We start from the raw sequence: 10,943 nt of genomic DNA on the forward strand, positions 1-10,943 counted from the left end.
GCCGTGTCAAGAGTCGAAGTCGGTTCCGTTGCGTGAATGTGTCCGGACGCCGGCTCTCCACTTCCGTCGTCCGCACCACCGAGCACAGTCACCACGTGAGCGCTTCGGCGCACCACCGGAGCGAGAGTCAGGAGACGTGATGAGCAGCCGCAACCCGAGGGGCCAGAGGCCGACTCTTGAAGCCGTCGCCGCCCTGGCGGGCGTTGGCAGGGGGACGGTCTCCCGGGTCGTGAACGGCGCTCCCGGCGTCAGCGCGAAGGCCCGTACGGCCGTCGAGGCGGCGATCGCGGAGCTCAACTACGTACCGAATCCGGCCGCCCGCAGCCTGGTCACCAGCAGGACCGACAGCATCGCGCTGGTGATACCCGAGTCGGAGAGCCGGCTGGCGGCGGAGCCGTACTTCAACGCGGTCATCCGGGGGGTCAGCACGGAACTGGCCGACACGGAGATGCAGTTGCTGCTGATTCTCGTACGGAATCCGCGCGAGCTCTACCGGCTGACGCGGTTCGTGGAGGCGCGGCGGGTGGACGGTGTCCTGCTGGTCGCGGTCCACCAGGACGACCCGCTGGTCGCGTTCCTGGAGAAGACGCAGATGCCGACCGTGCTGGCCGGCCGGCGCTCGCCGGACGAGTCGCTCAGCCATGTGCACTCCGACAACGTGGGCGGGGCGGCGCAGGCCGTACGGCATCTGCTCGGCCAGGGCCGTACCACCGTCGCCACGATCGCGGGCCCGCTCGACATGGATGTCGGCCGGAGCCGTCTCCAGGGATGGCGCGACGCCCACACCGGGCACGGCACTCCCCCGGACGAGTCGCTGGCGGTGTCCGCGGACTTCACCGAGGAGGGCGGCCGGGCCGCGATGGGCGAGCTGCTGGACCGGCACCCGGGGCTCGACGCGGTCTTCGTCGCGTCCGACGTCATGGCGGCGGGCGCGCTGACCGAGCTGCGCGAGCGGGGGCGGCGGGTCCCGGAGGACGTGGCGATCATCGGCTTCGACGACTCGATCGTGGCCCGGCACACGGTCCCGCCCCTGACCAGCGTCAATCAGGCCAGTGAGGACATCGGACGGACCATCACGCGGCTGCTGCTGGAGGAGATCAACGATCCGTCCGCGCCCCGGCAGTACCTCACGCTTCCCACGACGCTCACCCATCGCAGGACCACCTGACGGCGGACTATGCCGGCCGGACCGGCCGCCGCGTGCCACTTCGTCCCGCCGGGCCGAGACCCGGCGGGACGGAGCGAGGGCCGGATCGGCCCACAGCGTCCGGGCCGCGCCCTCCGGCCGTACGCGTCAGACTTCCAGGGCGTTCTCTATCCGCTTGAGGCTGTGGCGGGCCAGCGCCAGGTTCGCCCGCGCCCGGTCGAGCGCGAGGTAGAGGAAGAGGGAGCCCCGGCTGGCGGACAGCGGCCGGATCAGGTGGTACTGCTTGCCGAGCGTGATCAGGATGTCCTCGATCGCGTCCTCCATGTCCAGCGCCGCGAGAGTGCGCACCTTCGCGCGGACGACCTCGGTGTTCCCCGCGGCGGCGACCTCCAGATCGAGGCCGCGCCCGCCTCCGAGGGTGCCGAGGGACATCCCGCTCTCGTAGTCCACCACCGCCACCCCGATGGCGCCTTCGATGGTCATGGCCTCTTTGAGCGCGGTCTCTAGGTTCATCGCGGGGTCCTGTTCTTCCTGCCGGTGGCACCTACTGTTCCGTGGCGGAAAAGTAGGGTTCAAAACGCCAAGATCGGTTACTAAAGCGCACGTTGCAGACTACGATACTGAAAAATGTGTCTCAAAACGAAGGGGTCCACGTGTCAGCGATGGAAGCGTCCCTTTCCCGGCTCCTGTCGACCCCGGGGGTCAAGGGAACCGCGCTGGTGGACGCCGTCACCGGACTCGTCTACTGCGTGGTCGGGGACGAGCTGGAGGTCGGGGACGGGGTGGGAACGGCCGAGCTGGCCGCCGTGATCACCGACCGGGTCGGTCAGGCGGGCGTCGAGAGCGAGCTGGAGAGCGTGGTCGTGACCACCGCGCGCCGCTACCACGTCGTCAAGTCCGTCCGGCGGACGGGTGATCCGCTGCTCCTCGTCACGGCGCTCGACCGCGACGGCACCAACCTCGCCCTCGCCCTGCGCCATCTGGAGCGTCACGCCGCGGACGTGCTGGCATGACGGACGGCGCACCGAACCAGGACCCGGCGGAGCCGGGCATGTCGCCGCGCAATGTCCCGGCGCTGTTGGCGCGCCTGCACCGGGAGGGCTTCACCGGCACGGTATCGGTCTCCGGAACTCCCGGCGGAACGATTCATCTCAGGGACGGACTGATCGGCGCGATCGAGACACCCGGGACCCCGTCGGTCGAGTCGACCCTCCTCAAGTCGGGCCGGGTCGACGACGAGGGGTGGGCGGCCGGCCAGGCCGCCGTCCGGGACGGCGACGACCACGGAACGGCTCTGGTCGGCCTCCGGCTGGTCGGCGCCGCCGAGCTGGAGGTCGTCTGTACGGCGACGGTCTTCGAGGGCGCCTTCGCGATGTCCGTCGGGCCACCCGCGGGGTGGGAGGTCGAGGGGCCCGCCCCGACCGTGCTCGCTCCCCGTGGTCTCGCCCCGCACCGGGTCGCGGAGGAGACCGCGCGCCGGCTGGCGCTCGTCTCCCGGAGCTGGGGGCCGCCCGCCGAACTCGCCAAGGCCAGGATGCGCCCCTCGGCGCGTGCGGACCGGGTGGCGGGGCAGCTCACCAGCCGGTACCAGGCCGTGCTCGCCGTCGCCAACGCCCGCCGAACGCCGCGCGATCTCGCGTTCACCCTGGGGCGGGGACTGTACGGAGTGATGGCGGACCTGATCCGTATGGACGAACTCCAGCTCATCCAGTGGGAGGACCGGGCCCCGGTCGAGCGGCCGAGCACCGCGCCGCGCGTCCCTCCGGCCGGGAGATCCGCGCCGCCGCCCCCCGTGCCGGCCGTCTCGCTGCCCCGCAGGACCCCCGGTGCCGGCCGCGTCGAACAGCGGGATCCCGCCGCGTCCGAGGGAGTCGGCGAGCGGCAACTGTCGGGACATCCTGACGACTTAGATTCCTGAGACCGCACCTGTGCTTGTACCTGCCTGAGCACGTTGTAGGGGGACCTGGAACCTCCGTACGACGTCCCACGGCGACCCTCCGGCCGGAAAACGTCATCAAGGAGCGCGCACCATGCACGTAAGTTCGTCCGTCACTCCCCTTGTCAGTGTGCTGGCCTCGCTGCGGGAAAGGGTGATGGGAGTCTCCGAGACCGTCCTCTCCACGGCCGACGGCCTCCTGGTCGCCGCCGACGCGGACACGGTCCAGCCGGAGACCGTCTCCGCACTCGCCGCCGCGACGCTGGGGCTCGGCGCGCGGATGGCGCAGCAGGCCGAAGCGGGCGCGCTCCGTGACGTGGTCATACGGTGCGGGGGCGGGCACATCGTCGTGCTGGCCGTCGGGGACCGGGCGCTGCTGACCGTCCTGGGCGACGAGGGCCTCGATGTCGCCGCGCTCCAGCGTGAGACCCCGGCCGTCGTCGAGGAGTTGGCGGGGCTGCTCGCGGGAGACGTGCCCGCCTGACGCCGGAACGCGGGCGCGGCTCCTCTCCGCGCCCGGCCTCTCTTCCTCCCGGGCGCTCCGGGCCGTCGGTGCCGACGGCCCGGAGGACAGGCGCCCGGGCGACAGCCCCGGCCGGCTCGTTCAGGCGAGTCCTTGAGGCGACTCGTTGAGGCGACTCGTTCAGACGGCTCGTTCAGACGGCTCTTTCAGACGGCTCTTTCAGACGGTGGTCACGAACGCGTCGACGCCCGTCAGTTCGGCCGAGAGCGCCCACAGCCGGGCCGCCTGCCCGGGGTCGGTCGCGTAGTCCCGTACCCCTCCCTTGAACTCGCCGTCACCCGCCGGCTCGGCGATGTCGCAGTCCTCGCAGTACACCCCGCCCCGGTCCGCCAGCAGGGGCGAGGTCGCCGCCCACACCTGGGTCGACGCGCCCTGCTCGGGTGTCTTGAACGCCGGGTTGATCGGATTGCCGTCGCTGTCGATCCAGCCCGCGGCGACCATCTCCTCCTGGGCGAGGTGGCGTTGCAGCGGCGTGAGGATCCCGCCCGGGTGAAGGGAGAACGCCCGTACCCCGGACTCCTTGCCCAGCTTGTCGAGGTGGACGGCGAACAGCGCGTTGGCCGTCTTGGCCTGGCCGTACGCCTGCCACTTGTCGTACCCCCGCGTGAAGTGCGGGTCGTCCCAGCGGACGGGCGAGTTGCGGTGGCCAGCCGAGGAGACGGCGATCACCCGGGCCCGGCCGCGCGCGAGCGCCGGCCAGAGCCGGTTGACCAGGGCGAAGTGGCCGAGGTGGTTCGTCGCGAACTGCACCTCCCAGCCGGGGCCGACCCGCGTCTCCGGACTCGCCATGACGGCCGCGCTGTTGACGATCAGGTCGACGGCGCGGTCCGAGGCCAGGAACCGTTCGGCGAAGCCACGCACGCTGCCGAGGTCGGCGAGGTCCAGTTCGTCGACCTCGGTGCCCTCGATGCCGTGCAGCGCCTCCCGCGCGGCCGCGGGCCGCCTGGCGGGTACGACGACGTGGGCGCCGGCGCCGGCCAGGGCGCGGGTGGTCTCCAGGCCGAGTCCGGAGTAGCCACCGGTCACGATCGCGAGTTTCCCGGTGAGGTCGATCCCCCGCAGGACCTCCCGCGCGGTGCTCCGGGCTCCGAACCCGGACCCGATCTTGTGCTGAGGCGTAGTCATGCGCCGAGGCTACGAATTGGAGCGCACTCGAAGTCAAGTGGGCGTCGACCGCCCCGGCTCGAACCGGAGTGCGCGCCGGGGGCGCGGACCCGGCCGAGCGCCCCCGCGTACCGGTCCGGCTGAGCGAGAGTCGAATGGACCAGCGGACCGGGAGGCGCGAACCGCCCACGATCGGGTCAGTGATGTCCGGTCGGGGCGGGCCAACTGCTAGGCAGGGACGTTGTTGTCCGTACCGGAGCTCTGGAGTCACCATGTCCATCGACGCCGTCCTCGCCCAGGACCAGGAATCGCCCCGTGCTCGCCCACTGATCCCGGGGCAGGCGGTCGACGGTCGCACGGACGGGACGGCCGGCCGGGTCGAGGAGCGGGATCTCACGTTCGACGGCTTCCGCTACACGTGCCGGATCGTCCACCACGACGACCCGGTGACGGAGCCCGTGCTGGTGCTGGGCGGCTCCTCCCAGGACCGCAACTCCTGGGTGCGGCACGAGAAATGGCTCGGTCCGGTGGGGCAGGTGATCACGGTGGACCTGCCGGGGTACGGCACCGCGGACTTCCTTCCCGCGATGTACGGGGTCGACTTCCTCGCCGCGACCGTCCGGCACCTCCTCACGGAACTGGACGTGCCGCGCGTCAATCTGGTCGCCGCCTGTTACGGGGGCGCCGTGGGGCTGCGCTTCGCCCAGCACTACCCGGATCTGGTGGCGCGGCTGCTGCTGGTCGGCATGACGACCCGGATCCCGGCGGACTACGCGGCGGCGATGGAGCGTTGGGCCGTGATGATCGAGCGGGGCGAGACCGAGACGATCGCGCGTGAGCTGGCCGACCGCTTCATGTCCCCGCCCGGCACGGGCCGGGTCCGCAAGCACGCGGCCGTGTCCCGGCTCGTCTACCAGCAGATCGCCGGCCAGGATCCCGAACAGCTGAGCAAGTCGGCGGAGCACAACACCCGGTTGATGCGTCACGAGTGGTACCGCCCGGAGCCGGTGCCGGCCGTGCCGAGCCTGGTGGTGACCGGCGAGCACGACACCCTCTGCACTCCTGCCATGGGGCGCGAGGTGGCGGCGCAGCTCCCGGAGGCGCGGTTCCTGACCATCGACGAGACCGACCATCTGGCGCCGGTGGAGCGGATCGCGGACTTCGCGGACCTGATGGCGCGCTTCTGCACGGACCGCCCGCTGGAGGGGCTGCCGTACGCGAGCGCGCCCGAGACGCTGGGTCTGGGCGTCGCGGCTGTGGACGTACCGTGAACCGGGCTGGGCGCGGCGCGCGCTCCCGCCGGGCCGCTCCCGGGCGGGGGCCTGATCTCTGTGGCAGGCCCTGGGGGCGTGGGGTTCCCGACCCGGGAGCGGCGGTCCTCCGTGGAGGTCAGCCGCCGAGCGGCCGCAGCGCCGCCAGCTGTTCCGTGCGCCGCTTCGTCACTTCTCCGGCGAGTTTCCTCGCCTCAGCGGCGGCGCCGGCGCTCTGTTCGCCCCGCGAGACGAGCACGCTCTGCTCCAGGTGCTCACGGAGGTAGGTCATGGAGAGGTCGTCGAACGCCGTACCGCGCTTCGCGGTGATCTTCCGCAGTTCGTCGTCGGTCACCATCCCCTTCATGTCGTGGCCCTCGTGCGGATTGGCCCCGTCCGCCCCTGTCTTCCGGAGGATCACGCGGAGCCGGGTGAGTTCCGCCCGGTGGGTCACCTTCGTGCTCCGGGCGAGGTCCGCCAGTTCCGCGTCGCTCGCACGGTCGGCGACGAGGTCGAGCAGGAGCAGCGTCCGCTCGTCCATGGCCGCCATCAACTGGGCCCAGCCCCGGTCGGTGTCGTTGAATCCGCCCGCCGCGACGGCGGAGGCGGAGGGCGCCGGAGCGGCCTGTCCGCCCTGCTCCTTCACCGCGGCCGTGCGCGCGGGCTTCGTGTCGGACGGTGCCGGCGAGGCACCGCAGCCGAGCGGTCCGAGGACCGCGAGGACCAGAAGGATCCCCGGCAGTACGGTCCTGCCGGTCCCCCGCGCCGTTCCGCTCGTACGCCCCCGGCCGGGCCCGTCCGGCCGGGAGCCGGGACGGGACGGCGGTCCGCCGGGGTGCGGCCGGCCGCCGCCCCGCGGCATCACGAGGGAATTCCGTTGGCGCCGCACTTGATGATCGGACGGATGCAGTCCCGCACCCGGCGGTCCATCTCGGCGACCGGCCACGCGTTGAAGAAGTCGCCGTGCATGGTATAACCGGGCCCGGAGGCCAGTCTGAAGCCGGCCGGGTTGCCGTTCACCGGGTAGCGCAGGACCTGACGCAGCTTGGGAACCGGCACCGGGTGGCTCGCCGGGCATGTTCCGTCGACCGGGTAGGACATGTGGCTCTTGTGGTCCGCCGAGTCGAGGTCCCTGCCGTTCCAGCACTGCGGGAAGTCGAGGTACGACTCCAGCATCGTGCCGGCCGGGCAGTTGACGAAGTCCGTCGACGGGTTCACCTGTCCGGCGTGCAGGCAGGACCAGCGCGCCCGGGTGTTGTCGTTCGGACCGGTGGCCTTGGCGTTGCCCGCCACGATCTTGAGGCCTTCGGGGATGGGCTGGGTACGGGCGATGACGTCGTCGCGCACGCCCTCACCCAGGTAGTAGAACGTCGTGCCGGTGGGCTCGACGGGCTGGTTGTTCACGAACAGGGTCGGCACCCAGTACGACGAGAGGTCGACCTGCGGGTCGCAGGTGGTCGCCGCCGTCTTGAGGTCTCCGAGGTTCGTGTACGCGTTGGTCGCGTGGCTCCCGAAGAAGCTGTGCATGTGCGAGCCGCCGGGGATGCCGGGGACGACGATGGGGTCGTCGGGCAGGCGGTGGCTGAAATTACATTCGGCGAGGAACTCCGCCACGCGTACGACCTGGGCGCCGGCCGGCTGGGCGGCGGCCTTCTGGGGGACGCCGGTGGGCCCGAGCACGAGCTGGGCGGCGACCGCCAACGCCGCGATTAATCCCGCGAGAAGGGCCTTGCGGCGTCCCCCGCGGACGGGGCGGCCGTTCTCGGACCGCGATGATCTCATGGGCGCTCCAAAGGGAGTCGTGGATCCCGCGCTCGGCACGCTCCGGCGGCGGGCCGGGGCATCGGCCGGACGGGAAATCCGGTGGTGGGGGGCCAGGGGTTCCGTATCGGAGCCCCTGAGTGCCGGACGTTAGGGCTGCGTAAAGGGGGCGTCAAGGTGCTGCGTCAAGTTCCGGAACTGACGGTCCGTCAGTTATTTAACACAAAGGAGACATTGGGACGCCCTCTTCGCGCGTCGACAGGGAGAGCGCTCTCCCCGTGGAGGACCTTCCGGCGGGGGTGCGGGTCGTGTGGTGTCCGCGCAGGTGGGAGGGGTTGTCGGCGGGGCGGGCGGGGGCCTCTTCCGTACGGGCGGAATGAGGGCGCGGAGCCGTCGGCGGAGGCGTTCGGCGCCCTCACGACCGGTCAGGAAAAAATTTTGTGGCCCTTCACTTGATGAACACGTCCCGACGCGTCGTCATGGGCTCACTTCGACATGCGAATTCCGGCGTTCCGCCGGGCGCGTTCCCGGCCGCCGCCCCAGGCGGCCGATGAGATTCCGCTTCTGGGTCCGGTACCGGTTCCGGAAGCGATTCCGGCACCGGTACCGGGACCGGTCGCGGGAGCGTCTCCGGGACCGCGTGCGGGACCGCCTCCGGGAGCGGTCTCATCTCCGGGGCGGAATGCGCGCCCCGATGAGCGTGATGTCGTCACGCGTGTCGCCCAGGTGTCTGGCCAGATCGATGCACAACCGGTCGAGCGGCTGGGTGTGATGGGCGGCGGTGTACGCGCGCAGCCGCCGCAGTCCGCTGTCGATGTCCTGCGTCCGCGACTCGATCAGCCCGTCGGTGTACAGCAGGAGCGTGGAGCCCGGGGGCAGTTCGGTCGTGACCGTGGGCCGGGAGGTGGCCGGCAGCAGACCGATGAGCATGGCGTGCGCCTCGTCGAGGTAGCGGGTCGTGCCGTCCGCCGCGACGACCAGCGGCGGGGGATGGCCCGCGGTGGACCAACTGAGCCGCCAGGCACCGTCCTTGCCCGCCCGGAGGCGGGCGAGCACGACCGTGGCGGCGTCGGCGAGCCGGAGGTGCGCCTGGGCGCGGTCGAGGCGCTGGAGGATGCCGCCCGGGTCCTCCTCGGGCCGGTCGACGGCCAACGCCCGCAGCATGTTGCGCAGTTCGCTCATCCGGGCGGCGGCCTGGATGTCGTGTCCTGTCACGTCGCCGACGACCAGGGCGAGATCGCCGTCCGGCAGCAGGAACGCGTCGTACCAGTCGCCGCCGACCTCGGCGGTGTGCTCCGCCGGCTGGTAGTGCGCGGCCAGTTCCAGCGTCTCGACGTGGGGCAGGTCGGTGAGGAGGGCGCGCTGGAGGGTGGCGGCGATGTCGGCCTGCTGGGCGTGCAGCCGGGCGTTCTCCAGCCCGAGGGCGGTACGGCGGGCGACCTCCTCGGCCAGCACCCGGTCGGCGTCGTCGAAGGGCGGGGTGGTGGCGGAGCGGGTCAGGGTGAGCGCGCCGAAGGTGCTGTCGCGGAGGCGGAGCGGCACGATGAGTGCCTCGGCGGCGCCGACATCGGCCAGCATGGCGGTGGTGGCGCGTCCCAGGGCGTCGGTACGTACGGCCGCGGGGGCGGGTCCGGCTTCGGCCGGGGCGGGGGCGGAGGGGGGCGTACCCGACAGGGTCGTGCGGAAAGGCGCGTTCAGCAGCTGGGTGGGACCGCCCCGCAGGACCTGGGCCAGCGGGGCCGTCGACGCGTCGCCGAACAGCGGCGGGTCCGCCTCCAGCACCCCGGCGGGCACCTGGTCCGGTTCCCGGTGGGTCCAGGCGGTCCTGCGGACCCGGCCGCGGTCGGCGATCAGGTCGATCACCGCCCCGTCGGCGAGCCGGGGCACCAGCAGCCGGGCCAGGCGCGCCAGCGCCTCCTCCGCCTCCAGCGTGCTCACGAGCGCCAGGGTCAGCTCACTGAGCCAGGTGGCTTCCGCAAGGTCGAATTCGGCCTGTTCCCGGGCGATCTCGCTGTGGGCGTAGCGATCGGAACGCCGTTCGTTGCGCTCCCCCTCGGCTCCGGTGTCGTGGAAGATCACCACCGTGCCCTCCCCGGGGAGCGGCGCGGACGTCCACCACACGGGCAGCGGGGTGCCGTCGGCGCGGAGCAGAACGGCGCGTTCGCCCGGTTTGGTGTCGTCGTGCGACGCGTGCAGGACACGCTCCGCGTCAAGACCGGTCAGGCCGCCGGGGCGGTGGCCGAGGATCCGTTCCGCCCAGGGGTTGCAGGCTATGACGTGGCCGGCGGCGTCCACGGCGTACATCCCCGCCGTGGCGTGGGCGAACAGTGCGGACAGCAGCTCGCCGTTCGTCGTCCCATCCGTCGTGCCGGTCCATGCCGGGGCCCCTTCGGACATGCTCTCTCCCAGACGGTGCGGGCCGGACATCGGCGTCGAGTTCTCGATGTGGTGCGCTGTGCGGCGATCGCCGAGCTGGGTCTCACGGCCGGGGGCCGGGGCCGGGTCGCCAGAGCGGGAGCGGCTGCCATCACCGTACGCGACCCCGTGCGGGACACGCGCGGAGTCCAGGGGGAAAGGGCACGTACGGGTGGCCGCGGACGCTCCCGGTGTCCGAAAAGACATGGTCCGCCCGGGGCGCGATGAGGAGATGTTCCGCACGAGTACTCCGGCGGGAGCATCACCTCCTCCTCATCCCGGGGGACGCGCCGGGCGCGGGGGACGGTGGAGGCTGTGGTCCGGCCGGAGCCACCGGACCGTATCGGCCGGGGCGCGGGACACGACAGGCCACGGCAGGACACGGGTGGGACACCGACAGGGGGAGAAAGACGTGGACGGGACGAAGGACACACACGCGGACCTGGCGGAGTTCGGCCGGTGCTGGGCCCGCGCGGAACTGCGCGGTGATGTCGGCTCGCTCGACGTCCTCCTCACGGACGACTTCCGCGGGGTCGGACCGCGCGGCGTTGTCCTCGACAAACCGCGGTGGCTGGATCGCTACGCGTCGGGGTGCCTCGTCCATGACGCGTTCGACTGGGAGGACGTCGAGGTACGCGTCCACGGGGACGCGGCCGTCGCGATCGGTCTGCAACGCCAGCAGAGCGTCAACGACGGCCGCGACGCGGACGGTTACTTCCGCCTGACCCAGTTCCTGACACAACACGACGGCCGCTGGAAACTGGCCGCCCTCCACATGGGCCGGATCGCCGAGCCGCTGCCGTAGCG

The 10,943-nt window shown here is 71.9% G+C and carries 11 protein-coding genes; 6 read left to right on the plus strand and 5 right to left on the minus strand.

The window, feature by feature from the left end; all coding sequences use genetic code 11:
* Positions 1–139 precede the first annotated feature (139 nt).
* Positions 140–1,168: a LacI family DNA-binding transcriptional regulator gene (locus tag OG349_RS01045; protein WP_327232731.1), complete on the plus strand. Its 1,029-nt coding sequence runs from the start codon at positions 140–142 to the stop codon at positions 1,166–1,168.
* A 126-nt stretch (positions 1,169–1,294) separates the two neighbouring features.
* Here the strand turns inward: OG349_RS01045 and OG349_RS01050 are convergent, their stop codons facing one another.
* Entirely contained in the window at positions 1,295–1,660 is a 366-nt protein-coding gene (locus OG349_RS01050; RefSeq protein WP_327232732.1) for a hypothetical protein, read from the minus strand.
* Positions 1,661–1,809: 149 nt separating this feature from the next.
* Between OG349_RS01050 and OG349_RS01055 the strand changes: the two genes are divergently transcribed.
* The 3 genes from OG349_RS01055 (at position 1,810) to OG349_RS01065 (ending at position 3,567) form a co-directional block, all read left to right on the plus strand.
* Positions 1,810–2,160, plus strand: a complete 351-nt coding sequence (locus OG349_RS01055; protein ID WP_327238401.1) for a hypothetical protein — start codon at positions 1,810–1,812, stop codon at positions 2,158–2,160.
* Positions 2,157–3,065 carry a hypothetical protein gene (locus OG349_RS01060; protein ID WP_327232733.1) on the plus strand — a complete coding sequence of 303 codons (909 nt, stop codon included), beginning with the start codon at positions 2,157–2,159 and terminating at the stop codon, positions 3,063–3,065. The genes OG349_RS01055 and OG349_RS01060 overlap by 4 nt, the downstream gene beginning before the upstream one ends.
* A 112-nt stretch (positions 3,066–3,177) precedes the next feature.
* Complete coding sequence (locus OG349_RS01065) at positions 3,178–3,567, plus strand: roadblock/LC7 domain-containing protein (protein WP_327232734.1); 390 nt, start codon at positions 3,178–3,180, stop codon at positions 3,565–3,567.
* Positions 3,568–3,765: 198 nt separating this feature from the next.
* On the opposite strand, the gene OG349_RS01070 is transcribed toward OG349_RS01065, so the two are convergent.
* Positions 3,766–4,731, minus strand: a complete 966-nt coding sequence (locus OG349_RS01070; RefSeq protein WP_327232735.1) for an SDR family NAD(P)-dependent oxidoreductase — start codon at positions 4,729–4,731, stop codon at positions 3,766–3,768.
* A gap of 251 nt (positions 4,732–4,982) precedes the next feature.
* Between OG349_RS01070 and OG349_RS01075 the strand changes: the two genes are divergently transcribed.
* Positions 4,983–5,981: an alpha/beta fold hydrolase gene (locus OG349_RS01075; RefSeq protein ID WP_327232736.1), complete on the plus strand. Its 999-nt coding sequence runs from the start codon at positions 4,983–4,985 to the stop codon at positions 5,979–5,981.
* A gap of 118 nt (positions 5,982–6,099) precedes the next feature.
* On the opposite strand, the gene OG349_RS01080 is transcribed toward OG349_RS01075, so the two are convergent.
* From OG349_RS01080 to OG349_RS01090, 3 genes are all read right to left on the minus strand, one after another.
* Positions 6,100–6,822 carry a DUF305 domain-containing protein gene (locus OG349_RS01080; RefSeq protein ID WP_327238402.1) on the minus strand — a complete coding sequence of 241 codons (723 nt, stop codon included), beginning with the start codon at positions 6,820–6,822 and terminating at the stop codon, positions 6,100–6,102.
* Positions 6,822–7,742, minus strand: coding sequence for a DUF1996 domain-containing protein (locus OG349_RS01085; RefSeq protein ID WP_327232737.1), 921 nt, complete (start codon positions 7,740–7,742; stop codon positions 6,822–6,824). The genes OG349_RS01080 and OG349_RS01085 overlap by 1 nt, the downstream gene beginning before the upstream one ends.
* 645 nt (positions 7,743–8,387) lie before the next feature.
* Positions 8,388–10,118, minus strand: a complete 1,731-nt coding sequence (locus OG349_RS01090) for a SpoIIE family protein phosphatase (RefSeq protein WP_327232738.1) — start codon at positions 10,116–10,118, stop codon at positions 8,388–8,390.
* Positions 10,119–10,548: 430 nt separating this feature from the next.
* Here OG349_RS01090 and OG349_RS01095 point away from each other — a divergent pair, with 430 nt between their 5' ends.
* On the plus strand, positions 10,549–10,941 hold the full coding sequence (locus tag OG349_RS01095; protein ID WP_327232739.1) for a nuclear transport factor 2 family protein: 393 nt from the start codon (positions 10,549–10,551) through the stop codon (positions 10,939–10,941).
* The last annotated feature ends 2 nt before the right edge of the window (positions 10,942–10,943 follow it).

The sequence above is a fragment of the Streptomyces sp. NBC_01317 genome, assembly GCF_035961655.1.
Lineage (GTDB): Bacteria > Actinomycetota > Actinomycetes > Streptomycetales > Streptomycetaceae > Streptomyces.